General features: G+C 70.9%; 25 protein-coding genes. 12 read left to right on the top strand and 13 right to left on the bottom strand.

The features are described 5' to 3' along the window. Positions 1-65 precede the first annotated feature (65 nt). Both V3T34_RS15270 and V3T34_RS15265 read right to left on the bottom strand, forming a co-directional pair. Entirely contained in the window at positions 66-353 is a 288-nt protein-coding gene (locus V3T34_RS15270) for a DUF4164 domain-containing protein (RefSeq protein ID WP_048430045.1), read from the bottom strand. 110 nt (positions 354-463) lie between these two features. Then, positions 464-1,618, bottom strand: a complete 1,155-nt coding sequence (locus V3T34_RS15265) for a GGDEF domain-containing protein (protein ID WP_305078988.1) — start codon at positions 1,616-1,618, stop codon at positions 464-466. 679 nt (positions 1,619-2,297) lie between these two features. Between V3T34_RS15265 and gap the strand changes: the two genes are divergently transcribed. From gap to V3T34_RS15225, 8 genes are all read left to right on the top strand, one after another. Then, a complete protein-coding gene (gene gap, locus V3T34_RS15260; RefSeq protein ID WP_305078987.1) occupies positions 2,298-3,305 on the top strand; it encodes a type I glyceraldehyde-3-phosphate dehydrogenase in 1,008 nt (335 codons plus the stop codon). 113 nt (positions 3,306-3,418) lie between these two features. Continuing rightward, positions 3,419-3,913: a hypothetical protein gene (locus V3T34_RS15255; protein WP_060849783.1), complete on the top strand. Its 495-nt coding sequence runs from the start codon at positions 3,419-3,421 to the stop codon at positions 3,911-3,913. Positions 3,914-3,948: 35 nt separating this feature from the next. Continuing rightward, positions 3,949-5,151 carry a phosphoglycerate kinase gene (locus V3T34_RS15250; protein WP_305078986.1) on the top strand — a complete coding sequence of 401 codons (1,203 nt, stop codon included), beginning with the start codon at positions 3,949-3,951 and terminating at the stop codon, positions 5,149-5,151. 88 nt (positions 5,152-5,239) lie between these two features. Further along, on the top strand, positions 5,240-6,325 hold the full coding sequence (gene fba / locus V3T34_RS15245) for a class II fructose-bisphosphate aldolase (protein ID WP_060849785.1): 1,086 nt from the start codon (positions 5,240-5,242) through the stop codon (positions 6,323-6,325). Positions 6,326-6,455: 130 nt separating this feature from the next. Next, a complete protein-coding gene (locus tag V3T34_RS15240) occupies positions 6,456-7,169 on the top strand; it encodes a thiamine phosphate synthase (RefSeq protein ID WP_305078985.1) in 714 nt (237 codons plus the stop codon). Between the two features lie 2 nt (positions 7,170-7,171). Further along, positions 7,172-8,227: a tetratricopeptide repeat protein gene (locus tag V3T34_RS15235; protein WP_082742859.1), complete on the top strand. Its 1,056-nt coding sequence runs from the start codon at positions 7,172-7,174 to the stop codon at positions 8,225-8,227. Positions 8,228-8,435: 208 nt separating this feature from the next. Next, positions 8,436-9,230 (top strand): inositol monophosphatase family protein, encoded by a 795-nt coding sequence (locus V3T34_RS15230; RefSeq protein WP_060849787.1) that lies wholly within the window; start codon positions 8,436-8,438, stop codon positions 9,228-9,230. Positions 9,231-9,298: 68 nt separating this feature from the next. Continuing rightward, on the top strand, positions 9,299-9,844 hold the full coding sequence (locus V3T34_RS15225) for an adenine phosphoribosyltransferase (protein ID WP_060849788.1): 546 nt from the start codon (positions 9,299-9,301) through the stop codon (positions 9,842-9,844). Between the two features lie 232 nt (positions 9,845-10,076). Here the strand turns inward: V3T34_RS15225 and purQ are convergent, their stop codons facing one another. Next, positions 10,077-10,763 carry a phosphoribosylformylglycinamidine synthase subunit PurQ gene (gene purQ / locus V3T34_RS15220; protein ID WP_060849789.1) on the bottom strand — a complete coding sequence of 229 codons (687 nt, stop codon included), beginning with the start codon at positions 10,761-10,763 and terminating at the stop codon, positions 10,077-10,079. Next, on the bottom strand, positions 10,760-11,002 hold the full coding sequence (gene purS / locus V3T34_RS15215; protein WP_060850814.1) for a phosphoribosylformylglycinamidine synthase subunit PurS: 243 nt from the start codon (positions 11,000-11,002) through the stop codon (positions 10,760-10,762). The genes purQ and purS overlap by 4 nt, the downstream gene beginning before the upstream one ends. 208 nt (positions 11,003-11,210) lie before the next feature. Between purS and V3T34_RS15210 the strand changes: the two genes are divergently transcribed. From V3T34_RS15210 to V3T34_RS15195, 4 genes are all read left to right on the top strand, one after another. Next, positions 11,211-11,948: a LuxR family transcriptional regulator gene (locus V3T34_RS15210; protein WP_060849790.1), complete on the top strand. Its 738-nt coding sequence runs from the start codon at positions 11,211-11,213 to the stop codon at positions 11,946-11,948. 107 nt (positions 11,949-12,055) lie between these two features. After that, positions 12,056-12,712, top strand: a complete 657-nt coding sequence (locus tag V3T34_RS15205; protein WP_060849791.1) for an acyl-homoserine-lactone synthase — start codon at positions 12,056-12,058, stop codon at positions 12,710-12,712. 11 nt (positions 12,713-12,723) lie between these two features. Further along, positions 12,724-12,954 carry a hypothetical protein gene (locus V3T34_RS15200; protein ID WP_091882661.1) on the top strand — a complete coding sequence of 77 codons (231 nt, stop codon included), beginning with the start codon at positions 12,724-12,726 and terminating at the stop codon, positions 12,952-12,954. Positions 12,955-13,016: 62 nt separating this feature from the next. Then, the gene (locus V3T34_RS15195; protein ID WP_060849793.1) at positions 13,017-13,247 is read left to right on the top strand and encodes a hypothetical protein; all 231 of its coding nucleotides are present in this window, start codon (positions 13,017-13,019) and stop codon (positions 13,245-13,247) included. A 192-nt stretch (positions 13,248-13,439) separates the two neighbouring features. Here the strand turns inward: V3T34_RS15195 and ugpA are convergent, their stop codons facing one another. From ugpA to V3T34_RS15150, 9 genes are all read right to left on the bottom strand, one after another. Then, on the bottom strand, positions 13,440-14,324 hold the full coding sequence (gene ugpA, locus V3T34_RS15190; RefSeq protein WP_060849794.1) for a sn-glycerol-3-phosphate ABC transporter permease UgpA: 885 nt from the start codon (positions 14,322-14,324) through the stop codon (positions 13,440-13,442). Between the two features lie 4 nt (positions 14,325-14,328). Beyond that, positions 14,329-15,648: a sn-glycerol-3-phosphate ABC transporter substrate-binding protein UgpB gene (gene ugpB / locus V3T34_RS15185; RefSeq protein ID WP_060849795.1), complete on the bottom strand. Its 1,320-nt coding sequence runs from the start codon at positions 15,646-15,648 to the stop codon at positions 14,329-14,331. Between the two features lie 386 nt (positions 15,649-16,034). Further along, positions 16,035-17,711, bottom strand: coding sequence for a thiamine pyrophosphate-binding protein (locus tag V3T34_RS15180; protein ID WP_305078984.1), 1,677 nt, complete (start codon positions 17,709-17,711; stop codon positions 16,035-16,037). 250 nt (positions 17,712-17,961) lie between these two features. Beyond that, positions 17,962-19,134, bottom strand: coding sequence for a CaiB/BaiF CoA transferase family protein (locus V3T34_RS15175; RefSeq protein ID WP_091882655.1), 1,173 nt, complete (start codon positions 19,132-19,134; stop codon positions 17,962-17,964). 127 nt (positions 19,135-19,261) lie between these two features. Further along, the gene (locus V3T34_RS15170; RefSeq protein WP_305078983.1) at positions 19,262-20,314 is read right to left on the bottom strand and encodes an ABC transporter ATP-binding protein; all 1,053 of its coding nucleotides are present in this window, start codon (positions 20,312-20,314) and stop codon (positions 19,262-19,264) included. 28 nt (positions 20,315-20,342) lie between these two features. Then, complete coding sequence (gene ugpE, locus V3T34_RS15165; RefSeq protein WP_060849799.1) at positions 20,343-21,185, bottom strand: sn-glycerol-3-phosphate ABC transporter permease UgpE; 843 nt, start codon at positions 21,183-21,185, stop codon at positions 20,343-20,345. A gap of 171 nt (positions 21,186-21,356) precedes the next feature. After that, positions 21,357-22,358: an adenosine kinase gene (locus V3T34_RS15160; RefSeq protein ID WP_091882649.1), complete on the bottom strand. Its 1,002-nt coding sequence runs from the start codon at positions 22,356-22,358 to the stop codon at positions 21,357-21,359. A gap of 72 nt (positions 22,359-22,430) precedes the next feature. Continuing rightward, positions 22,431-22,982, bottom strand: coding sequence for a Uma2 family endonuclease (locus tag V3T34_RS15155; protein ID WP_236012633.1), 552 nt, complete (start codon positions 22,980-22,982; stop codon positions 22,431-22,433). Between the two features lie 49 nt (positions 22,983-23,031). Further along, positions 23,032-23,559, bottom strand: coding sequence for a Uma2 family endonuclease (locus tag V3T34_RS15150; protein ID WP_305078982.1), 528 nt, complete (start codon positions 23,557-23,559; stop codon positions 23,032-23,034). Positions 23,560-23,576: the final 17 nt, after the last annotated feature.

Here is a 23,576-nt window from a genome sequence, read left to right as displayed (position 1 = left end):
ACTGGGAACGATCGGGACTGGGGATGTCGAAAGCAGTCGTCGGACGGCAGGCCAGGGGAGGGCGGTCAGGCCTCGCCGCGCTCGCCGGCGCGCCCGAGCACGCCCTCGACGGTGCCGATGGCGCGGCCGAGGCGGTGGTCCACGTCCTCGGTCACGGATTGCACCTCGGCGAGGCGCGCCGTCGCCCCGTCCAGCTCCGCGGCCAGCCGGGCCCGGTCGTCGCGCATGATCTCGAGCTCGGTCTCGAGGTCGCTGTGGCTGCGTTCCGCATCGAGCCGGCGCGCCACCGCGGATTCGAGGAGGGCCACCGAGGCTTCGAGGCGGCGCAGCGCTTCCTCCACCGCTGCGGTCATTCTGATCTCCGAAAACGCGACAATCCGGAAAAAACCCTAAAGCGCCGCGCCGCGCCTCGCAATCGCCGTGCCGGATTCGCCCAGGCTTCCCGGGGCGGGGCTGGGGACAATCAGGCCGCCGCGGCGACCTCGAGCCGGTTCCGGCCGCCGGCCTTAGCCCGGTAGAGCGCCCGGTCGGCGGCCGAGAGCAGCGCCGGCAGATCCCGGTCCTCGGCCCCGGCCACCGCGAGGCCGACGCTGACGGTCGCCGGGATGCCGGGGCCGTCGCGATCCGTCGCCGCCGCCGCGAAGGCCCGGGCGACGTCCTCGCCGACCCGCCGGGCCGCCGCCACGTCGAGCCCGGGCAGGAGGGTGGCGAATTCCTCGCCGCCGAGACGGCCGATCACGGCGCCGGGCCCGGCGATCCGCCGGGTGGTATCGGCGAAGAGCCGCAGCACCGCGTCGCCGGCGGCATGGCCGTGGCGGTCGTTGATCGCCTTGAAGTGGTCGAGGTCGAACGCGAGCAGGGCCGCCGGCCGCTCCGGCGCCAGCCCGGCCATGAGCCGGTCGCCGGCCTCGAAGAAGCCGTGGCGGTTGGCGATGCCGGTGAGGTAGTCGGTGCGCGACGCCGCGACCGCCTGGGCCTGGGCCTCCTCGCGTACCAGCGCGATCAGGCTCATCGGCATGGCGACGGAGTAGAGCACGCCCTCGTACATCGTCGCCTTGCCGAAGGCCGGCAGCAGCCCGTCGCCATAGGCCGCGACGAGCGCCGGCGTCAGGACCGCCCGCGCCAGGTTGAACAGCGCGTGGCCGCCCGACACCGCGATCGCGACCTGCCGCGCCCGCAACGGCCGGGCGGTGCGGCTGCGCATCAGCGCGAGCGCGGTCAGCCCGCAGGCCAGCGCGATCGGCAGCGAGGCGACGTAGTTCCAGAACGGCCCGGGAAAGTGCACCCCGAGGGTGGCCCACAGGAGCGCGAGGCCGGCGAGCACCCCGAGCGGCACGCGCAGCCGCGCCCGCCCGTCGAGGTGGCGCACCCCGTGCAGCACCATCAGGTAGCCGGTCACGATCACCAGGTTGACGAGCGCCGGGCCGAGGACGCCCGGCAGGAGCGCCCGGTTCATCGCCAGGACGAGTCCCGCCGCGAAGGTCAGGCAGGCGCCGGCCCAGATCCCGAGCTCGCGGGCCCGCCGCGGATGCGCCTGGCGCTCCCAGAGCGTCATCGCGCCGGCGACGAGCAGCGTCCCGACGATCAGGCAATAGAGAGTGTGGAGATCGATCTGCATGGTGTCGTCACCTGTACCCCCCGGCATACAGGTCGGCGGACGCAATCTTCGTTACGGTTCCCAGCGTCGTCCGCTCCTTGCTCTCGTATGGTTAAGCGTCTCTCCCGAAGCTCTCGTGCATCGTCGTCGTCGCGCGCCGTTGACGGCGTCGCGCCGGGACGCTCGGCGAAAGATCGGCGCGCCCGCGGACGGTGCCAAGCAAGGTTTAATCCGTCGCAAGACCACGCGACGCGGCCGGATCGCCGCCGCCGCCGGGTGGGGTTTTCCCCAAGGCTCCGCTCGGGTTTGACACGCTCCGGCACCATGATAGGAAGCCGGCGCCCCCGCCGGACGGCTGTCGCCGGCGGATTGACGGAATACGAGCTGCCGTGACGCCTCCCGTGCTTTCCGCCCGTACCGTCCCCGTCGGGACGGCAGGCGTGTGCGGGACCACGGGCGCAGCGGGCTCCGCCGGCCGGAGCCGGTCCCCCTTCAGCCTCGCCACTCATCATTCAGGCGCGCCCCGCCCCGGCCGAGGTACTGCGCGCCCGAGCCGCCCGGCCCGGCCCGCCGCCTGGATTCTCCGGCCCCCGCGAGCGCCACGCCTTCACGGGGCGATCCACCCTCGAGGGGCCTTCCGCCCCCGAGGGACGATGCGTCCCCACATCTCCGCCACGCCTAACCCCAAGGGAGACAACACATGACGGTCAAGGTCGCCATCAACGGCTTCGGACGCATCGGCCGCAACGTCCTGCGCGCCATCAAGGAAGCCGGCCGCACCGACATCGAGGTCGTGGCCATCAACGATCTCGGCCCGGTCGAGACCAACGCCCACCTGCTGCGCTTCGATTCGGTCCACGGCAAGTTCCCCGGCACCGTCACGGTCGAGGGCGACCACATCGTGGTCGACGGCCAGCGCATCCGCGTCACCGCGATCAAGAACCCGGCCGAGCTGCCCCACCGCGAGCTCGGCGTCGACATCGCGATGGAATGCACCGGCATCTTCACCTCGAAGGACAAGGCGAAGCTCCACCTCGACGCCGGCGCCAAGCGCGTCCTCGTGTCCGCTCCCGCGGACGGCGCCGACCTCACGGTCGTCTACGGCGTGAACCACGACAAGCTGACGGCCGACCACCTGGTGGTCTCCAACGCCTCGTGCACCACCAACTGCCTGGCTCCGGTCGCCAAGGTGCTCAACGACGCCGTCGGCATCGAGCGCGGCTTCATGACCACGATCCACTCCTACACCAACGACCAGCCGTCGCTGGACCAGATGCACAAGGACCTGTACCGGGCCCGCGCCGCGTCCCTGTCGATGATCCCGACCACGACCGGCGCCGCCAAGGCCGTCGGCCTGGTGCTGCCGGAGCTCAACGGCCGCCTCGACGGCACCTCGATCCGCGTGCCGACCCCGAACGTCTCGGTCGTCGACTTCAAGTTCAACTCCAAGCGCGCCACCTCGGTCGCCGAGATCAACGAGGCGATCAAGGCGGCGGCGAACGGCCCGCTCAAGGGCGTGCTCGGCTTCACCGAGGCCCCGAACGTCTCGATCGACTTCAACCACGACCCCCACTCCTCGACCTTCCACATCGACCAGACCAAGGTCATGGACGGCATCTTCGTGCGCGTGCTGACCTGGTACGACAACGAGTGGGGCTTCTCGAACCGCATGGCCGACACCGCCATCGCGATGGCCAAGCTCATCTGATCACGGCCGACGCGACGGGCCGGCTCCCTCGGGCGCCGGCCTTCGCTTTCGGGCGGCCCCGGCGCGGGGCCGCCCGCTTCGTCCCGCAAGGATTCGCCCCCGAGGATCCGCCGATGACCGACGCCGTGCCCGCCCCCCGCCCCGCGAACGCCGCCGACGCCGCCCTGCCGCAGGGGCGGGTTCCGACTCCGGCCGCTCCGCCGCCGAACGCGACCCCCGTCGTTCCGGCGCAGGTCCCGCCGGCTTCCGTTCCCGCTCAGGTCTCCGCGCAGCCGCAACCCTTCGCGCTGCCGGCGCAGGTCGCCGACCAGCTCGCCCGCATCGAGGACAAGGCCTCGCGGATCGAGGACAAGTACGCTCGCTCCGAGGCCCTGCTCGCCCGCGTCGAGGACCGGGTCGAGGCGGCCGGCGCCCGCATGAACGAGGCCGCCCGCCAGGCCGACCTCGCGGCCCTGCGCGCCGAGGTCCGGGCACTCTCCGACCGCACCCGCCGCCTGCCGGGCGCCGGCGCCCTGATCGTCACGGCGATCGTCACGGCCGTGCTGACGGTGGCGCTGACCCTGGTGGCCCAGCGCCTCAACCTCCAGTCCCTGATCCCGCTGCGCTGATCCGCGCCGCGCCACCCCCACAAGGTGCCCCGCCGATGACCCAGTTCCGTACCCTCGACGATGCCGGCGACCTCAAGGGCAAGCGCGTCCTCGTCCGCGTCGATTTCAACGTGCCGATGGACGGGGGCCGCGTCACCGACGCCACCCGCATCCAGCGCGTGCTGCCGACCCTCAACGAGCTCGTCGAGGCCGGCGCCAAGGTGATCCTGCTCGCCCATTTCGGCCGCCCGAAGGGCAAGCCGGTCGCCGCCGAGTCCCTGCGCCCGATCGCCGAGGCCACCGCCACGGCGCTCGGCCGCCGGGTCGCCTTCGCGGAGGATTGCATCGGCGAGACCGCCGCCTCGGCGATCGCCGCGCTCGAGGACGGCGACGTCCTGATGCTGGAGAACACCCGCTTCCACGCCGGCGAGGAGAAGAACGACAAGGCCTTCGTCGAGGCGCTCGCCGCCAACGGCGACGTCTACGTCAACGAGGCCTTTTCCGCCGCCCACCGGGCCCACGCCTCGACGGAAGGCCTCGCCCACGTGCTGCCGGCCTATGCCGGCCGCCTGATGCAGGCCGAGCTCGACGCCCTCACCAAGGGTCTCGAGGCCCCGGCCCGACCGGTGGTGGCGATCGTCGGCGGCTCCAAGGTCTCGACCAAGATCGACCTCCTGAAGAACCTCGTCGCCAAGGTCGACGCCCTTGTGATCGGCGGCGGCATGGCCAACACCTTCCTTCACGCCGCCGGCCTCGGCGTCGGCAAGTCGCTGTGCGAGCGCGATCTGGCCGCCACCGCCCAGGCGATCATCGAGGCGGCACGGGAAAAGAACTGCGCCATCATCCTGCCGGTCGACGGCGTGGTGGCGGAGGAATTCAAGGCCGGCGCCCCCCACCACACCTACGGGGTCGACGCGATCCCCGAGACCGGCATGATCCTCGACATCGGCGCCCTGTCGGTCGACCGGATCGCGGCCGCGATCGACGACGCCAAGACCCTGGTGTGGAACGGGCCGGTCGGCGCCTTCGAGATCGCGCCCTTCGACCAGGGCACGGTGGCGGCGGCCCGCCACGCGGCCGCGCGCACCAAGGCAGGCAAGCTCGTCTCGGTGGCGGGCGGCGGCGACACGGTGGCGGCGCTCAACCATGCCGGCGTGTCGGCCGACTTCACCTACATCTCGACCGCCGGCGGCGCCTTCCTCGAGTGGCTCGAGGGCAAGCCGCTCCCGGGCGTCGACGCCCTGCGCCGGCAAGCTTGAGGGTTCCCGTTCAGGTCGGTCGCGTTAGGACGCCGGCCGACCCGTCCGCTATAATCCAGCAACATCGACAGTCTCGGAGGATTTCGACATGGCGCGCATCACGCTCAGGCAGCTTCTCGACCACGCCGCCGAGCACGGCTACGGGGTGCCGGCCTTCAACATCAACAACATGGAGCAGGGCCTCGCCATCATGGCGGCGGCCGACGCCACCGACTCGCCGGTGATCCTGCAGGCGAGCCGCGGCGCCCGCTCCTACGCCAACGACGTCGTGCTGGCCAAGCTGATCGACGGCCTCGTCGAGATCTACCCGCACATCCCGGTCTGCATGCACCTGGATCACGGGAACAACGAGGCGACCTGCGCTACCGCGATCCAGTACGGCTTCACCTCGGTGATGATGGACGGGTCGCTCAAGGCCGACGGCAAGACCCCGGCGGATTACAATTACAACGTCGAGATCACCCGCAAGGTGACCGAGATGGCGCACTGGGCCGGTTGCTCGGTCGAGGGCGAGCTCGGCGTGCTCGGCTCGCTCGAGAGCGGCGAGGGCGAGGCCGAGGACGGCCACGGCGCCGAGGGCGTCCTGTCGCACGACCAGCTGCTCACCGACCCGGCCGAGGCCGAGAAGTTCGTGGCCGCCACCAAGGTCGACGCGCTCGCGGTCGCCATGGGCACCTCGCACGGCGCCTACAAGTTCACCCGCAAGCCCGACGGCGCGGTGCTGGCGATGAACGTGATCGAGGAGATCCACCGCCGCCTGCCCAACACCCACCTGGTGATGCACGGCTCCTCGTCGGTCCCGCAGGACCTTCAGGACATCATCAACCAGTACGGCGGGGAGATGAAGCCGACCTGGGGCGTGCCGGTGGAGGAGATCCAGCGCGGCATCAAGCACGGCGTGCGCAAGATCAACATCGACACCGACAACCGGATGGCGATGACCGGCCAGATCCGCAAGATCCTGCAGGAGAACAAGGCCGAGTTCGACCCGCGCAAGTACCTGAAGCCGGCGATGGATGCGATGACGAAGCTCTGCAAGCAGCGCTTCGAGGAGTTCGGCACGGCCGGCAACGCCGGCAAGATCCGTCCGATCGCGCTCTCCGAGATGGCCAAGCGCTACGCCGCCGGCAAGCTCGACCCGTCCTTCGCCCCCTCGAAGGCCGCCGCGGAGTGATCCCGGCGCGGCGCTGCGGCTCGCGCCGCATCGCCGCCCCATTGACCATGCAGCAGGGCGGGCGGCCGGCGGGCCGTCCGCCCCGTGCGTTTTCGACACCCCCGTCCCGACACCTCGCGACAGACTGAAGATGGCCGATCCCCAGACCCGCCTGATCCTCCTCACCGCCCCCGAGGCCGGCCCGGACCTCGGCCAGCGCCTGGCGCGCGCGGTCGCGGCCGGCGACGTCGCCGCGGTGATCCTGCGCCTGCCGCCCGGCGAGGAGCGGGCGCTCGTCAACGCCGTCAAGGCGGTGGCGCCCGCGGTGCAGGAGGCCGGCGCCGCCCTGGTGCTGGCCGGCGGCGGCGGCATCGATCTCGCCACCGTGGCTTCCCGCAGTGGCGCCGACGGCGTCCACGTCCCGGCCAATCACGGCGTGGAAGACCAGGCCGAGGCGGACATCCCCGCTGAGGCCGACGGCGAGGAGGACGAGGAGGAGGACGGCGACAGCCCGCTGCGCGCGCTCCGCGAGCGCCTGCGCGACGGCCGGATCCTCGGGGTCGGGCGCCTGCGCACCAAGCACGCCGCCATGGAGGCGGGCGAGGCCGGCGCCGACTACGTCCTGTTCGGCGACGAGGGCAAGCTCGCCCACGACGACCTCGTGGCGCGGCTGACCTGGTGGGTCGAGATCTTCGAGACGCCCTGCATCGCGCTCGCCCGCGACCTCGCGGCGGTACCGGACCTCCTCGCCACGGGGGCCGAGTTCATCGGCCTCGATCCGGTCCTGTGGGCCGGGGAGGGGGGCGAGGCCGCGGTCGCCGAGGTGCAGCGGATGATCCAGGACCGCCCGGCCGGGGAGGGGTGAGGATGCGCCCCACCCGCCTCGCGCTCGGTCTCGTCGTCGCCCTCGCCGCCGGACCGGCCGCGGCCAAGCCCGCGCCCGCGACGCCGCCGGCCGCCGGCACGGCCCTGCCGGGCGGCGTGCTGCCGGTCCAGCCCGGGGCGTCCCCGCTCGGCACACAGACCTTCGGCGCGCCCAACAAGACCCTGCCGGGCGCCGCCTCGCTGCCGCCGGCGCCGTCGAAGGACCCGAACGCCGACCTCGCCTACGGCGCCTACCAGCGCGGCTTCTACGTCACGGCCTTCAAGGAGGCGACGAAGCGGCTCGAGGCCAACAAGACCGACTTTCCCGCCATGACCCTGCTGGCGGAGCTCTACAGCCAGGGTCTGGGGGTGCGCCAGGACCCCGCCCGCGCCGCCGAATGGTACCGGCTCGCGGCCAATCTCGGCGATCCCCACGCCGCCGCGACGCTCGGCATGATGCAGATCGAGGGCCGGGGCGTCGCGAAGGACCAGGCCGCCGGCCGCGCCCTCCTGGAGAAGGCCGCCGCGCGGGCCGACGCGACGGCGAGCTACAACCTCGCCCTGATCCTGCTCGGCACCGGCGTGCCCGCCGACCTGACCCGGGCCGCCGACCTGCTGCGCCAGGCCGCCCACCAGGAGCTGGCCCCGGCCCAGCACGCGCTCGGCGTCCTCCACCTCCAGGGCCGCGGGATGCCGAAGGACACCGCCAAGGCGGCGGACTGGTTCCGCCGCGCCGCCGACAACGGCGATCTGCCCGGCGAGGTCGAGTACTCGATCCTGCTGTTCAACGGCGAGGGCGTGGCGAAGGACGAGGCCCGCGCCGCCCGCTACTTCCGCCACGCCGCCTTCCGGGGCAACGCCGTGGCCCAGAACCGCGTCGCCCGGCTCTACGCCAGCGGCCGCGGCGTCCCGAAGAACCTCGTCGAGGCCGCGGCCTGGGACATGGCTGCCCGGGCGCAGGGGCTCTCGGATGCGTGGCTGACCCAGGCGGTGTCGGGTCTCACGGCCGACGAGAAGGCGCGGGCGGAGCGGCTGGCGGCGGACCGGGCGGGGCCGTGAGCCGAGAGCCGCCGGCGCGCATCAGCCCCGCATCGCCCGAAAAGTGGTTTCCTCGCCTCGTGCCGATGCTCTAGAGCCAATCACCAGCCAAGCGCCCCGCCTCCCCGCGGTCGCGCGCTCTTGCCGTTTTCATCCGACGCGGGCGCCAGCGCCCGCCCCAAAGGATTTCGCCCATGACCCCGACCCGCATTCCGGGAGCCGCCGCCCGATGATCGTCTCCCCCCTGATGACCGTGATGGTCGATGCCGTGCGCAAGGCGGCGCGCGGGCTCAAGCGCGATTTCGGCGAGATCGAGAACCTGCAGGTCTCGCGAAAAGGCCCGGGCGACTTCGTCACCGCGGCCGACCGCAAGGCCGAGGCGACCCTGCGCGAGGCGCTGATGAAGGCGCGGCCGGGCTACGGCCTGATCATGGAGGAGAGCGGGGTCATCGAGGGCCAGGACAAGACCCATACCTGGCACGTCGACCCCCTCGACGGCACCACCAACTTCCTGCACGGCGTGCCGCATTTCTGCATCTCGGTCGGCCTCGAGCGCGAGGGCACGATCGTCGCCGCGGTGATCTACGAGCCGATCAAGGACGAGCTCTACCTCGCTGAGCGCGGCAAGGGCGCCTTCCTCAACAACAAGCGCCTGCGGGTCGCCGGCCGGCAGGACCTCGCCGACAGCCTGGCGCTCTACGGCTCGCCCTATCTCGGCCGCGGCAGCCATCCGCGCCTGCTCAAGGAGCTCGCCGCCGTGATGGCGGTGACCGGCGGCGTGCGCCAGACCGGCTCGGCCGCCCTCGACCTCGCGGCGGTGGCCTGCGGCCGGGCCGACGTCTACTGGGAGCGCGACATCAAGACCTGGGACATGGCCGCCGGCCTGCTCCTGGTACGCGAGGCGGGCGGTTTCGCCAGCAGCGCCGATGGCGGCGCCGACCCGATGACCGCCGGCTCGGTCGCCTGCGGCAACGAGGTGCTGCAGCGCGAGCTCGTCGCCATCCTGCGCAAGGTCGGCGGCTGACCCCGCCCGCCGGGCCGGCTCCCTGCCGGTCCGGACCTTCGCCGACATTTCACGAAAAAGGTCTCCGCATGGACCCGCGCACCACGTCCGCCCTCAAGGACGCGATCCGCTCGATCCCGGACTATCCGAAGCCCGGCATCGTGTTTCGCGACATCACCACCCTGCTCGGCGATGCCCGTGCCTTCCGGCGCGCCGTGGACGAGCTGGTGCACCCTTACGCGGGCGGCCGGATCGACCAGGTCGCCGGCATCGAGGCGCGGGGCTTCATCCTCGGCGGCGCGATCGCCCACCAGCTCTCCTCGGGCTTCGTGCCGATCCGCAAGAAGGGCAAGCTGCCCCACACCACCGTGTCGATCGCCTACGCGCTCGAATACGGCACCGACGAGATGGAGATCCATTCCGACGCGGTGAAGCCCGGCGACCGGGTGATCCTGGTCGACGACCTGATCGCCACCGGCGGCACCGCCACGGCGGCGGTCGAACTCCTGCGCCGGATCGGCGCCGAGGTGGTGGCGGCCTGCTTCGTCATCGACCTGCCGGAACTCGGCGGCGCCGACCGCCTGCGTGCCCTCGACCTGCCGGTGCGTACCCTGATCGAGTTCGACGGGCACTGACAAAAAAGGCGGACCTCTCGGCCCGCCTCCCGGTCGTCACTTATTCCATTCTACCCACCTCATCCTGAGGTGTTGGCGATCGCAGATCGCACGCGATCGAGGATCGACTGACCTCCAAGGAGAGCCCCAGAAGTCTCTGCGCTTCCTGGAGCCCTCCTTCGAGGCCCACTGCGTGGGCACCTCAGGACGAGGTCGTGAATGGGAGGGATGCGGAAGCTTTCCGACAGATCCCTCAGGCTGCCTTGGCCAGGCTCTCGAACAGGCCGCGCCCGTCGGTGCCGCCGACGAGGCCTTCGACGAAGTTCTCCGGGTGCGGCATCATCCCGAGCACGTTGCGGGTGTCGGAGTAGATTCCCGCGATCGAGTTGAGCGAGCCGTTGCGGTTGGCCTCCACCGTGAGCTGCCCGGCCGCGTCGCAGTAGCGGAACGCCACCCGGCCCTCGCCCTCGAGGCGCGCCAGGGTCTCGGGGTCGGCGAAGTAGTTGCCCTCGCCGTGGGCGACGCAGACGTCGATCACCTCGTTCTGGGCATAGGCCTTGGTGAAGGCCGTGTCGGCGCGCTCCACCCGCAGGGTCTGGCGGTGGCAGATGAAGCGGCGGCCGACATTGCGCATCAGCACGCCCGGCAGCAGGCCGGACTCGCACAGGATCTGGAAGCCGTTGCAGATGCCGAGCACCAGCCCGCCGCGGGCGGCGTGGGCCCGCACCGCGTCCATGGCGTGGGCGCGGCCCGCGATGGCGCCGCAGCGCAGGTAGTCGCCGTAGGAGAAGCCGCCGGGCAGGACCGCGAGGTCGGTGCCGGCGGGCAGCTCGGTCTCGGTGTGCCAGACGGTGGTCACCTCGGCGCCGGCGAGGCGCAGGGCCCGGGCGACGTCCCGCTCGCGGTTGGAGCCCGGGAAGACGACGATTGCGGCCTTCATCGGGCGATCTCGACGCGGTAGTTCTCGACTACGGTGTTGGCGAGCAGCCGGTCGCAGGCGGCCTTCACGGTGGCCTCGGCGCTCGCCTCGTCGGCGGCGTCGACCTCGACCTCGAAGAACTTGCCCTGGCGCACGCCGGCGATGCCGGTGATCCCGAGCGAGCGCAGCGCCCCCTCGATCGCCTTGCCCTGGGGATCCAGGACGCCGTTCTTCAGGGTGACGGTGACGCGCGCTTTCATCGGCCAGACCTTCGGCAACGGGGAGGGCTTTTGTCTGGCTCCCGATAGTGCGGAACGTGCGCCGAGGCAACGCCGGGCCGGCGTCCACGGCGGCCGCGCCGACGCGGATTGATCTTTGCTGGTAGGATTCTAATACTCCCCGGGAGACCGGGCGCCGCGGCACGGGCGTGCGCCGCACCGGGGCGGTGTGCCGGGTCAGGGGTGGAACATGTCGGACGCCGACGATGCGTTCATTCGTCAATCATTCGACCTGATCGACGGCCTCGACGGCCTGTCGGATCCCCTGGACGTGCAGAAGACGATCTTCGACCTCGTCGCCCGCTGCGGCTTTTCCTACTTCGCCATCACCCGGTTGCCGCAACCGAGCGACCGGCTCGGCCCCAACCTCCTGCTGAGCGTCTGGCCCGAGGGCTGGCTCACGCATTACGACCGGGTCGGGCATTACCGCTACGATCCCGTGGTGCGGCACTGCTTCCGCACCACCGAGCCGTTCTCCTGGAACGAGGCGCCCCTCGATCCCGACACCGCCCCGCAGGCCCGCCGGGTGATGGAGGAGGCGCGCGAGCACGGCATGGGCGCCGGCTACTGCGTGCCGATCCACGACGCGCACGGCTTCCAGGGCGGGATCTCGCTGGCCGGCGAGCGGGTCGAGATGACGCCGAGGGTCCGGCGCGCCGTCCACCTCCTCGGGCTCTACGCCTGGTCGGCCGCCGCCCGCACCACGTCCCGCCGGCGCAAGCCCGGCGGTCGGCTCCTGAGCGCGCGCGAGCGGGACGTGCTGTCCTGCGCCGCGCAGGGGCGCACCCAGGAGGAGACCGCCGACTTCCTCGGCGTCTCGGTCGAGACCGTCTCCACCTACCTGCGCAACGCCCGCACCAAGATCGGCACCCGCAACACCACCCACACGGTGATCGAGGCCCTGCGGCTGCGGGAGATCACCCTCTAGAGAAACGGCGAGAATCCACGCGATCGGCGGTCACCCTCCCGGTTTTCCGGGATACCGCGGGACGTCCTCCTCTGGCCTTATGGCGCCGGACCGAGGGACGTCAGCGCATGATCCGCCTCCATGCCATCGACCGGACGAGCCGCGGGGCCTACGCGGACGCCCTGGCGCAGCACCATGCGCTGCGCCGCGCCGCCTTCGAGGAAGGCCGCTGCCGGGCGCTGCGCAGCGTCGACGCCGCCGGGCGCGACCGTTTCGACACCGAGGCCACGCGCTACCTCCTGGCCATCGACGGCGACGGCCGGGTGGCGGGCGGCACCCGGCTCCTGCCCTCCGATGGCCCGACCCTCCTGAACGCGGTCTTCCCGCACCTCGCCGACATCCGCGGCCTCCCGCGCGAGCCCGGCACCTGGGAATGCACCCGGCTCTTCTCCTCCACGCGCTACCGCGAGGAGCGGCCGCTGTCGCGGGCCGCCGGCATCGTCTCGGCGGGCATGATCGAGCACTGCCTCGAGCAGGGCATCCCGTACCTGAGCCTCGTCGTCGAGACCTACTGGATCCCGCAACTCGCCGAGATCGGCTGGCGGCCGCGGCCCCTCGGCCTGCCCGTGGCCTGCGAGGGCGTGTCGCTCTGCGCGGTCTCGATCGCGATGAGCGAGGAGGCCCTGCGGGAAACCCGGGCGGCCTACGGCATCGTCGCCTCGGTCCTCGCCCGTACCCCGCCGCCGCCCGACCGCACCCGCGCCGGCCGCGGCTTGGCCGCCTGAGGGGAACCGCGATGCCGTACCACGACGACACCCGCGTCCCGATCCCGCTCCGGGCCCTGCACCTGCCGGCCGTGTCGCGCGCGCCGGCCGACCGGATGGCCGAACACCTGATCGAGGCCTACCGGCACGCCGCCGCCTGCGAGGACCAGGTCGTCCTCGACCTGCTCCGGCTCGCGCTCGGCTATGTCGGGCGGACCTATCCGCCTACCGCGCTCCACGCCGCGGAAGAGCCCTGGTCATGACCTCCGGCGCGCTTCCCGCACCCGCTTCCCGATTCTCATCTCCCCAAGACCAGGCACGCATCATGGCCCTCGCGATCCACGCCTCCGCCCCGCATTCCGACATGTCCCAGGCCGCCCGGGCCGAGATCCAGGCCCTGCGCCTGGCCGCCGGCATTCTCGACCTGCAGCACACCGCGAGCCCGCAGATCCGCGACCTGCCCTCCGTGCAGGCGATGATCCGCGCCGCCACGGCGCTGTTCGACGAGCTCGGCTTTATCGAGGAGGGCGAGCCCGAGCGGACGATGTCGTCCTGAACCGCCGCGGCTCCGGCGTCCCGCCGCGAGGAGCGTCGGACGGACGAGAAGGCGCGCGGCGCCCTGCTCCCGTACGGGAGCCGGGTGCCGCGCGCTTTTTTTGTCCGGATCGTCGTGCGTCCGATCGCGGGCGCCGCGCCGTCCTCGCGGCGGCGTCATACGGGTTCCGCAAGCGATCTTCCGGAAACCGTATCAGTACGCCACCCTCTTCTCGACGTAGCGGAACTGGATCGCGGTGAGCCCGATCACGATCGCCATCAGCACCACCGACTGCGCCGCCGAGCCGCCGAGGTCGGCGCCGATGCGGCCGTCCTGGTAGACCTTGTAGACCAGCGTCTGGGTCGCCCGGCCGGGGCCGCCATGGGTCAGCACGTCGATGACGCCGAACGTCTCGCAGAAGGCGTAGACGACGTTGACCACCATCAGGAAGAACGTGGTCGGCGAGAGCAGCGGGAAGATGATGGTCCAGAACCGCCGGGCCGGGCCGGCGCCGTCGATCGCCGCCGCCTCGATCACGCTGCCGGGGATCGCCTGGAGGCCGGCGAGGAAGAACAGGAAGTTGTAGGAGACCTGCTTCCAGGCCGCCGCCATCACCACCAGGATCATGGCGTGGTTCCCGTCCAGCAGCGGGTTCCACGGGATGCCGATCTGGTTGAGGCCGCGCGCGATCAGCCCGAGGCCGGGCTGGAACAGGAAGCCGAACAGCACGCCCGCCACCGCCGGCGCCACCGCGTAGGGCCAGATCAGCAGGGTCCTGTAGATCCCCGAGCCCCGGATCTCCCGGTCCGCCATCGTGGCGAGGAGCAGCGCGAAGCCGAGGGAAAGCCCCGCCACCGCCGCGGCGAAGACCAGCGTGGTGACGAGAGCCTGGTAATAGGCCGGGTCCGTGAACAGGGCCCGGTAGTTCTCGAACCAGACGAACTCGGTCGAGAGCCCGAACGCGTCCTGCATCTGGAACGACTGCCAGACCGCCTGCACCGCCGGCCAGTAGAAGAACAGGCCGACGATGAGGAGCTGCGGCGCGATCAGCGCCGCCGGCAGCAGCCGGCCTCCGAAGGTGACGCGTTCGGGACCCATGATGTTACCGTCCGGCCTGCTTCTCGAACTGGCGCAGCATCGCGTTGCCGCGGGTCGCCGCCTCGTCGAGGCCTTGCTTCGCCGTCTTCTTGCCGGCCAGCGTCGCCTCGATCTCCTCGGCCCACAGATCGCGCATCTGCGGCAGGTTGCCGAGACGCAGGCCGCGGGAGTTCTCGGTCGGCGGCTTGTTGGTCAGCTCCTTGATCGGCGTCTCGAGGGCCGGGTTCTTGTCGTAGAAGCCGTCCGCCTTGGACTTCTCGTAGGCGGCCTTGGTGATCGGCATGTAGCCGGTGGTCTGGTGCAGCTTCGCCTGCCGGTCGGTGTCCGACAGGAAGGTGAAGAACTTCGCCACGCCCTTGTACTCGTCGGGCTTCTTGCCGCCCATCACCCACAGCGAGGCGCCGCCGATGATGCTGTTCTGCGGCGCGCCCGGCACGTCGGGATAGTAGGGCATCGGCGCCGAGGCCCAGGCGAACTTGGCCGCGCCCTTGACGTTGCCGTAGGAGCCCGACGAGCCGAACATGATCGGGCACTCGCCGGCGGTGAAGCGGCCGAAGCCGCTGTCGTAGCGACCCGAATAGTCGAAGCTCTTGTCCTTCTGCGCCTCGGCGAGGTTGGCGAGGTGCTTGACCTGGAGCGGGCCGTTGATCTCGAGCGTGGTGTCGAGCCCGTCCATGCCGTTGGCCTTGGTGGCCACCGGCACGTTGTGCCAGGCCGAGAGCTGCTCGATGTTGAGCCAGGTGACCCAGGTGGTCGAGAAGCCGCAATTCGGGAAGCCGTTCTGCGTCAGCTTCTTGGCCGCCGCGAACAGGTCCGGCCAGGTCTTCGGCGGCTCGGAGAGGCCGATGGCCTTCAGGGCGTCGAGGTTGGCCCACATCACCATCGACGACGAGTTGAACGGGAACGAGAGCATCTCGCCCTTGGTCGTCGAGTAGTAGCCGGTGATCGCCGGCAGGTAGGCGTTCGGGTCGAACGGCTCGCCGGCATCCTTCATCAGCTGGTAGACGGGCTTCACCGCGCCCTTGGCCGACATCATCGTGGCGGTGCCGACCTCGAACACCTGCATGATGTGCGGCGCGGTGCCGGCGCGGAACGCGGCGATGCCGGCATTCAGCGTCTCGCCGTAATTGCCCTTGTAGGTCGGCACGACCTTGTAGTCGCTCTGGCTCGCGTTGAACTCGTCGGCGAGGCGGTTGACGGCGTCGTTGTTGGCGCCCGTCATCGCGTGCCACCATTGCAGCTCGGTGACGGCGAGCGCCGGGGTCGCGGCCAGCGCCAGGCCTAAGCCCGCGAGCGCGATGCGGATGGTCGGGGTGGGGGCCATCGGGTTGTCGTCTCCTCGTGTGCGGCCCCTCATGCGGGGCCCGCGTGACACTCCGACGACAGGCGCCGGGGGTGACGCGGTCCGCACCGTCTCCAGCGGCGGGCAGCTTGTTAGTAGCTGGCTAAGCACAGCCGTGAGCGGGGGACAAGGGAGGTTGTGAGGACTGCGACTCCGCCGGTGCCGTTCTCCGGATCATCCTACCCACGACCTCATCCTGAGGTGCCGGGCGATCGGAGATCGCTTGGCCTCGAAGGAGGGCTCCAGGGATCGCCGAGACTTCTGGAGCCCTCCTTCGAGGTCAGTCGATCCTTGATCGCGCGCGATCTGCGATCGCCAACACCTCAGGATGAGGTTGCGGGTCGGACGGGGACCTCGGCGTCGACGCGTCAGGACCGCTTCCGGTCCCGCAGCGCCTGAATGGTCGTGGTCGGGGTGATCGCCTCGGGATCGGTCGGGCAGTGCAGGATTGCCGGCAGGCCGGAGGCGAGCGCCCGCGCCAGGGCCGCCGGAAAGTCCTCGGTGCGCTCGACCCGCTCGCCGTAGCCGCCGAAGGCGGTGGCGTAGGCGGCGAAATCGGGGTTCTTGAGCGCGGTGCCGGAGACGCGGCCGGGATATTCGCGCTCTTGGTGCATCCGGATCGTGCCGTACATCCCGTTGTCGACCAGGATGACGATGACCGGCAGCCCGTACTGCACGGCGGTGGCGAATTCCTGCCCGTTCATCAGGAAGTCGCCGTCGCCCGAGACGACGACCACGGTGCGCTCGGGGAGCAGCCGCTTGGCGCCGATGGCGGCGGGCACGCCGTAGCCCATCGAGCCCGAGGTCGGGGCGAGCTGGCCGTCATGCGACCGGAACGGCCAGAAGCGGTGGACCCAGGTGGCGAAGTTGCCCGCGCCGTTGCACAGGATCGCGTCGGCCGGCAGCGCCTCCCGCAGATGCGCCATCACGCCGCCCATCTGGAGCGTGCCCGGCGTGGTGATCCGGGTGGGATCGCTCCAATCGAGGTAATCGGCATGCAGGGCCTCGGTGCCGGCGGCCCAGGGCAGCGCGCGGGGCGGCTGCACCGTCTCGATCGCCGCCGCGAAGGCGGTCGGGCTCGCGTTAATGGCGAGCGCCGGGCTGTAGACGCGGCCGAGCTCTTCCGGGTCCGGGTGGACGTGGACGAGGGTCTGGCGCGGTCCCGGAATGTCGAGGAGCGTGTAGCCCTGCGAGGGGATCTCCGACAGCCGCCCGCCGACGACGAGCAGGAGATCGGCTTCCTTGATCCGGGCCAGCAGCTTCGGGTTGACGCCGAGGCCAAGATCGCCGGCGTAGCAGCGGTGATCGGCCGGGAAATGGCCCTGGCGCCGGAACGAGCAGGCGACGGGAAGCGAGAACAGGTCGGCAAAGCGCGAGAAGCGCCGCACGGCCTCCGCCGACCAGCGGCTGCCGCCGAGGATCGCGAAGGGCTTTTCCGCCTGCCCCAGCAGGTTCTGCAGGGCGACCATCTGGGCGAGCGCCGGATGGGTCTCGACCGGCCGGAAGACGGGAGCGTCCGGGACGGTCGCGGTCTCGACCAGCATGTCCTCGGGCAGCGCGATCACCACCGGGCCGGGCCGGCCGGCGGTGGCGACGTGGAAGGCGCGGGCGATCAGCTCGGGGAGGCGCTCGGCGCTGTCGATCTCCGTCACCCACTTGGCGATGGTGCCGAACACCGCCCGGTAATCGAGCTCCTGGAACGCCTCGCGCTCGCGGGCCGCCCGCTCGATCTGGCCGACGAACAGGATCATCGGGGTCGAATCCTGCTTGGCGATGTGCAGGCCGGGCGAGGCGTTGGTGGCGCCGGGACCGCGGGTAACGAAGCAGATCCCGGGTTTGCCCGTGAGCTTGCCGTGCGCCTCTGCCATCATGGCGGCCCCGCCCTCCTGCCGGCAGACGGTGAGGCGGATCTGCGCGTCGTGCAGCGCGTCGAGCACCGCGAGGTAGCTCTCACCGGGGACGCAGAAGATGTCGCCGACGCCGTGGCGGGCGAGCTGGTCCACCAGGATCTGCCCGCCGGTGCGGGGGCGGGGGGCATCGGTCATGGGTTTGGTCTCCAGCATTCTCTTAGGCCCCGATTCAGGGCTTCTCACGGTCTATCCGATCCACAACCTCATCCTGAGGTGTCAGTCCATCAGAGATGGACTGACCTCGAAGGAGGGCTCCAGAAGGCTCCGCGATCCCTGGAGCCCTCCTTCGAGGTTAGCCGATCTCTGATCGGCTAACACCTCAGGATGAGGTCGAGGGTGGGAGAGAAAAGACTTGCGCGTAATGCTTGCCCTGGATCGATCCGCGTCACCCGCCCCAGGCCGGATCGGCCAGCACGCTCTGCGTATGGTCCCCCACCTGCGGCGAGGCGGTCTCGGCCGCCATCGGCACGCCGTCGATGACGATCGGCGAGCGCACGCTCGGGATCGTGCCGCCCTTGGCGCGCGGATCGGGAAGGTCGAGGCGCATCCCGCGATGGACCACCTGCGGGTCCGAGAAGACCTCGGCGAGGTCGTTGATCGGACCGACCGGCACGTTGACGGCGCCGAGCCGCGCCAGGAGGTCGGCCTTGGTGTGGCGGCCGGTCTCGGCCGCGATGAGCGGGATCAGCACGTCGCGCCGGGTCACCCGGCCCGGATTGGTGGAATAGTCCGGGTCGAGGTGCCAGGTGGTGCCGAGCACGCCGCAGAACTTCTGGAACTGGCCGTCGTTGCCGCAGGCGACGATGATGTGGCCGTCCGACGTCGGGAAGACCTGGTAGGGGACGATGCTGGTATGCTCGTTGCCCATCCGGGGCGGCAGCATCCCGGAGACGAGGTAGACCAGCGCCTGGTTGCCGAGCACCGAGACCTGCGTGTCGAGGAGCGCCATGTCGATGTGGCAACCCTTCCCCGTCGCGTGCCGGCCCTGGAGCGCGGCGAGGATCGCCACCGTGCCGTAGACCCCGGTGAACACGTCCGCGAAGGCGACCGCGGTCTTGACCGGCTCGCCCTCGGGCTCGCCGGTGAGCGACATGATCCCGCCCAGCCCCTGGACCATGAAGTCGTAGCCGGCGCGGGGCGCGTAGGGCCCGTCCTGGCCGAAGCCGGTGACCGAGCAGGTGATCAGCCGCGGGTTGAGGGCGCTCAGGGCCTCGTGGTCGAGGCCGTACTTCTTCAGGCCGCCGACCTTGAAGTTCTCGATCACCACGTCGGCGTGGGCGGCGAGCTTGCGCACCACGGCCTGGCCCTCGTCTGTCTCGAAATCGGCCGCGACCGAGCGCTTGCCGCGGTTCGTCGAGTGGAAGTACGAGGCCGAGAGCGTTTCGCCGTCGGCGCCCTCGACGAAGGGCGGGCCCCAGGTCCGGGTGTCGTCGCCGACGACCGGCCGCTCGACCTTGACCACGTCGGCGCCGAGATCCGCCAGGAGCTGCCCGATCCAGGGACCGGCCAGGATGCGGGCGAGTTCGAGCACCTTGATGCCGGCGAGGGGTTTGTGCACGAAGACCGAGCCTCCCGTTGGCGCGCCTCCCGTTGACGGGATGACGCCTAAGATCCCGCTTCTGCGGAATCGCGTTCCGCCTGCATACGCCGAAGCTTAGGCGGCGGGAAAGGCCGCCGGCCTCCGGTCAGCCCTGCGCCAGCCGCCGCCCGGTGGCGGGGTCGAACAGGTGGAGCGCGCTTGCGTCGATCGCGAGCCGCACCGTGTCGCCCTCCTGCGTGGCGGAGCCGGCGGGCACCTGCACCGCCACGTCGGTGCCGGCGAGCGGCCCGTGCAGCAGGCGCGTGGCGCCGAGCTCCTCGACGAAGGCGACCCGGAACGGCAGCCCGTCCTCGGCGATCCGCAGGTCCTCGGGCCGGATGCCGGCCTCGACGGCGGTGCCGGGGGTGAGGCCGGCAACCGGGATCACCGTCCCGTCGATCCGCACGCCGCCGTCTACGGCCTCGGCGGACAGGATGTTCATCGGCGGCGAGCCCATGAAGGTCGCGACGTAGCGGGTGGCCGGTCGGCGATAGATCTCGATCGGGGTGCCGACCTGCTCGATCTGGCCGCCGTTCATCACCACCAGCCGGTCGGCCATGGTCATCGCCTCGACCTGGTCGTGGGTGACGTAGACCGTGGTGACGCCGAGCTGGCGCTGCAGGCGGCGGATCTCCACCCGCATCTGCACCCGCAGCTTGGCATCGAGGTTCGACAAGGGCTCGTCGAACAGGAAGACTTGCGGCTTGCGCACGATCGCCCGCCCCATGGCGACGCGCTGGCGCTGGCCGCCCGAGAGCTGGCGCGGGTAGCGCGTCAGCATCGCCTCGAGGCCCAGCAGCCGCGCGGCGTCCGTCACCCGGGTCTCGATCTCGGCCTTCGGCGTGCCGCGGTTGCGCAACCCGTAGGCGAGGTTGTCGTAGACCCGCATGTGGGGATAGAGCGCGTAGTTCTGGAACACCATCGCGATGTCGCGGTCGGCCGGCTCGACGTCGTTGACGACGCGTCCGCCGATGGTGATCGCCCCCGAGGTCACGGTCTCGAGGCCGGCGATCATCCGCAGCACCGTGGACTTGCCGCAGCCCGAAGGTCCGACGAGGACGCAGAAGGCACCGTCCGGCACGTCGAGGGAGACGCCGCGCACCGCGTCGACGCCGCCGGAATAGGTCTTGCGCAGGGTGTCGAGGGCGAGGCCGGCCATCAGGGGCGTCCGATCGTCGGGAAAGAGGTCACTTCTCGGTCTCCACCAGGCCGCGCACGAACAGCTTCTGCATCGCGAACACCACCACGACCGGCGGCAGCATCGCCAGCACGGCGGTCGCCATCACGATCTGCCACTCGGTGAGCTGGTCGGTGATCGAGGTCATCTTGCGCAGCCCGATCACCACCGTCTGCATGTCGTCGCGGGTGGTGACCAGCAGCGGCCAGAGGTACTGGTTCCAGCCGTACAGGAACTGGATCACGAACAGGGCCGCCATCGTGGTGCGCGAGAGCGGCAGCAGGGTGTCGAGGAAGAACCGCACCGGCCCGGCCCCGTCGATGCGGGAGGCCTCGACGAGCTCGTTCGGCACCGTGAGGAAGAACTGGCGAAACAGCAGGGTCGCGGTCGCCGAGGCGATCAGCGGCAGGGCGAGGCCCGCGTAGGTGTCGAGGAGCTGGAGGTCGGCCGCGACCTTGTAGGTCGGGTAGATGCGGACCTCGACCGGCAGCATCAGGGTGACGAAGATCGCCCAGAAGGCGGTCTGCCGGAACGGAAACTTGAAGTAGATCAGCGCGTAGGCCGAGAGCAGCGAGATCGAGATCTTGCCGAGCGCGATGGCGAGCGCCATGATCGTGCTGTTGACCAGCATCAGCCCGACCGGCGCGCCGGCCATGCCGGATTCGGTGAGCGCCCGCCGGTAGGTCTCGAGCCCGTGCGAGCCGGGCCAGAGCGGCATCTGGCCGTTGGCGATGGTGGCGGCGTCGTGCGTCGAGCCGATCAGTGCGAGGTAGACCGGGAAGACCACGATCCCGACCCCGAGGCAGAGCACGAGGTGCGGGATCAGGTTGCCGAAGCGGCGGTTCTCGACCAACGGGCCGCTCCCTGGCGGATGGTTTCTTGAGTTCCGGTGCCGCACGCGCGTGACGGGCGTGCGACGATCGGGAGCCCGATGCGCCGCCGACTGTCGTTGCCGCGCCGGCTTAGCATCGCTGCGAAGCCGGCTTAGCATCGGTCAAGCTCTGACGGAAGCGCCGCCCGTCCGTCAGACCTTCAACCCGGCCTGAGCGGCGAGCGCCTTGAGGTCTCCCTGCGGCCGGGCGCCGAGATGCGAGATGATCTCCGCCGCCGCGACCGCGCCGAGGCGGGCGCAATCGGCATGGTCGAGGCCGCGGGCGAGGCCGGCGAGGAAGCCCGCCGCGAACAGGTCGCCTGCGCCGGTGGTGTCGACCACCTCGCGCACCGGCGAGGCCGGCACGGACTTCGTCTCGTCGCCCGAGACCACCAGCGCGCCCTCTTCCGAGCGGGTGACGACGCCGAGGAGGTTCTTCTCCTGGCGCAGGGCCGCCAGCGCCGTGTCGGCGTCGGCGGTCTGGTACAGGCTCTTCAGCTCGTGGATGTTGGCGAACAGGATGTCGAGGCTGCCGTCGCGGATGAGACCCAGGAACTCGTCGCGGTAGCGGTCGACGCAGAACGCGTCCGACAGGGTGAGCGCCACCTTGTTGCCGGCGCCGTGCGCGATCTTCGCCGCCTTGCGGAACGCCTCCTTGGCGGCCGGCGGGTCCCACAGGTAGCCCTCGAGGTAGACGTGGCGGGCGCTCCGCACCGTCTCCTCGTCGACGTCCGAGGCCGAGAGGCCCTGGCAGGCGCCGAGATAGGTGTTCATGGTGCGCTCGCCGTCCGGCGTCACCAGCACGAAGCAGCGGGCCGTCGCCGGGCCCTCGCTCGCCGGGGCGACGTCGAAGCGGACGCCGGTGGCGGTGAGGTCGTGGGCGAAGAGGCGTCCGAGCTCGTCGTCGCGCACCTTGCCGACGAAGCCCGCCCGCGCGCCGAGGAGCGCCGCGCCCACCGCCGTGTTGGCGCCCGAGCCGCCCGAGATGATCGTGGCCTGGCCCATCACCTGGAACAGGTGCTCGGCCCGCGCCTCGTCGATGAGCTGCATCGCACCCTTGTGCACGCCCTCGCGCACCAGGAAGGCCTCGTCGGTACGGGCCATCACGTCGACGATGGCATTGCCGAGGACGAGGAGGTCGAGGGAGGCGGTCATGCAGGGGCTCGCGCGGGGAAGAGGATGCCCGCGCCTGTCGCATCCGCTACCGGGAGGGTCAAGCGCGGGGCTTCAGGGCTCCTCGAACAGTGCCGGGACGGAGAGTTCGAGGCCCGGCGGATCGAGCCTCAGGGAGCCGTCCTGCAGGAAGGCAGTGTCGATCCCGTTGCCGGTGCGGCGGTGGTGGACGACCGTGCGGCGATCGGGATCGATCATCAGGTAGTGGTGGATGCTCGGCACCTTGAAGTAACCGACGAGCTTCTCGCTCGCATCGATCCGGCGGGTGCTGGGAGACAGGACCTCGACGACGATGACCGGATTCTTCACCTCGATCGCATCGGGGTCGATGCGCGGGCCGCAATAGATCAAAGCATCCGGCTCGTAGGCGGTGTGGGCGTTGATGCGGACGGTCATCCCGTCCGGCATCGCCCGGCATGTGATGCCGGCGGCGCGTATTGCACCGCGCAGAGCGTCGAAAACGGCGACGCGTGTGTCCGCATGCTGTGCGCGCTCGGCTGCCATCGAGAACACCTCGCCTTGCACGAGCTCGTATCGTCCGGGATTCGCCTCGCTCCAGGCGAGGTACTCGTCCACGTTCATGCGCGTCTGCGGATGCGGCTTCATCGCGTCGAACCTGTCGATAGATCCTTGCCCCGGCATCGTAGCACGCCGGTCAGCGCGTGCCGAAGAGGTCGTCCACCGCGAGCACGATCCCGGGCGGGTCGAGCGACAGGCTCCCCTCGCTCACGATCCGGGTCTCGATCGCCGCGCCGGCGCGGCGATGATGGATCAGGCCGGGGCGCCGCGGATCGACCAGCAGAGAATGCACGACGCTCGGCAGCAGGAAGTAGCCCGCGAGCTTCGCCCCCGCATCGACCGACCGGGTTCCCGGCGACAGCACCTCGCCCACGATCACCGGCGGAGGCGCCTCGACCGCGTCGGGGTCCATCCAGGGGCCGCAATCGACGAGCGCATCCGGCTCGGAGGCCGTCCGGGCGTCGATGCGGGCGGTCACGCCGTCCGGCAGCATCTCGCAGGACGAGCCGAGCGCCCTCAGGCCGCGATCGAGGGCGGACTGGACGGCGAACCTGACCCGGGCGTGACGCGCCCGCTCCGGCGCCCTCGCGAAGACCTCGCCGTCGACGAGTTCGTGACGGCCCGGAACCGTCGCGCTCCAGGCGAGGAACGCGTCGACATCCATGCGGGCTTGCGGCGGGC

Source organism: Methylobacterium ajmalii, from assembly GCF_036448855.1.
GTDB classification, from domain to species: domain Bacteria; phylum Pseudomonadota; class Alphaproteobacteria; order Rhizobiales; family Beijerinckiaceae; genus Methylobacterium; species Methylobacterium ajmalii.
Note: the sequence above shows the minus strand (reverse complement) of the source record. Positions and strands in the feature narration are given on the sequence as shown.

Coding starts and splice junctions, on each gene's coding strand:
- V3T34_RS15270 (WP_048430045.1), bottom strand. CDS start 353: ATGACCGCAGCGGTGGAGGAAGCGCTGCGCCGCCTCGAAGCCTCGGTG.
- V3T34_RS15265 (WP_305078988.1), bottom strand. CDS start 1,618: ATGCAGATCGATCTCCACACTCTCTATTGCCTGATCGTCGGGACGCTG.
- gap (WP_305078987.1), top strand. CDS start 2,298: ATGACGGTCAAGGTCGCCATCAACGGCTTCGGACGCATCGGCCGCAAC.
- V3T34_RS15255 (WP_060849783.1), top strand. CDS start 3,419: ATGACCGACGCCGTGCCCGCCCCCCGCCCCGCGAACGCCGCCGACGCC.
- V3T34_RS15250 (WP_305078986.1), top strand. CDS start 3,949: ATGACCCAGTTCCGTACCCTCGACGATGCCGGCGACCTCAAGGGCAAG.
- fba (WP_060849785.1), top strand. CDS start 5,240: ATGGCGCGCATCACGCTCAGGCAGCTTCTCGACCACGCCGCCGAGCAC.
- V3T34_RS15240 (WP_305078985.1), top strand. CDS start 6,456: ATGGCCGATCCCCAGACCCGCCTGATCCTCCTCACCGCCCCCGAGGCC.
- V3T34_RS15235 (WP_082742859.1), top strand. CDS start 7,172: ATGCGCCCCACCCGCCTCGCGCTCGGTCTCGTCGTCGCCCTCGCCGCC.
- V3T34_RS15230 (WP_060849787.1), top strand. CDS start 8,436: ATGATCGTCTCCCCCCTGATGACCGTGATGGTCGATGCCGTGCGCAAG.
- V3T34_RS15225 (WP_060849788.1), top strand. CDS start 9,299: ATGGACCCGCGCACCACGTCCGCCCTCAAGGACGCGATCCGCTCGATC.
- purQ (WP_060849789.1), bottom strand. CDS start 10,763: ATGAAGGCCGCAATCGTCGTCTTCCCGGGCTCCAACCGCGAGCGGGAC.
- purS (WP_060850814.1), bottom strand. CDS start 11,002: ATGAAAGCGCGCGTCACCGTCACCCTGAAGAACGGCGTCCTGGATCCC.
- V3T34_RS15210 (WP_060849790.1), top strand. CDS start 11,211: ATGTCGGACGCCGACGATGCGTTCATTCGTCAATCATTCGACCTGATC.
- V3T34_RS15205 (WP_060849791.1), top strand. CDS start 12,056: ATGATCCGCCTCCATGCCATCGACCGGACGAGCCGCGGGGCCTACGCG.
- V3T34_RS15200 (WP_091882661.1), top strand. CDS start 12,724: ATGCCGTACCACGACGACACCCGCGTCCCGATCCCGCTCCGGGCCCTG.
- V3T34_RS15195 (WP_060849793.1), top strand. CDS start 13,017: ATGGCCCTCGCGATCCACGCCTCCGCCCCGCATTCCGACATGTCCCAG.
- ugpA (WP_060849794.1), bottom strand. CDS start 14,324: ATGGGTCCCGAACGCGTCACCTTCGGAGGCCGGCTGCTGCCGGCGGCG.
- ugpB (WP_060849795.1), bottom strand. CDS start 15,648: ATGGCCCCCACCCCGACCATCCGCATCGCGCTCGCGGGCTTAGGCCTG.
- V3T34_RS15180 (WP_305078984.1), bottom strand. CDS start 17,711: ATGACCGATGCCCCCCGCCCCCGCACCGGCGGGCAGATCCTGGTGGAC.
- V3T34_RS15170 (WP_305078983.1), bottom strand. CDS start 20,314: ATGGCCGGCCTCGCCCTCGACACCCTGCGCAAGACCTATTCCGGCGGC.
- V3T34_RS15160 (WP_091882649.1), bottom strand. CDS start 22,358: ATGACCGCCTCCCTCGACCTCCTCGTCCTCGGCAATGCCATCGTCGAC.
- V3T34_RS15155 (WP_236012633.1), bottom strand. CDS start 22,982: ATGAAGCCGCATCCGCAGACGCGCATGAACGTGGACGAGTACCTCGCC.
- V3T34_RS15150 (WP_305078982.1), bottom strand. CDS start 23,559: ATGGATGTCGACGCGTTCCTCGCCTGGAGCGCGACGGTTCCGGGCCGT.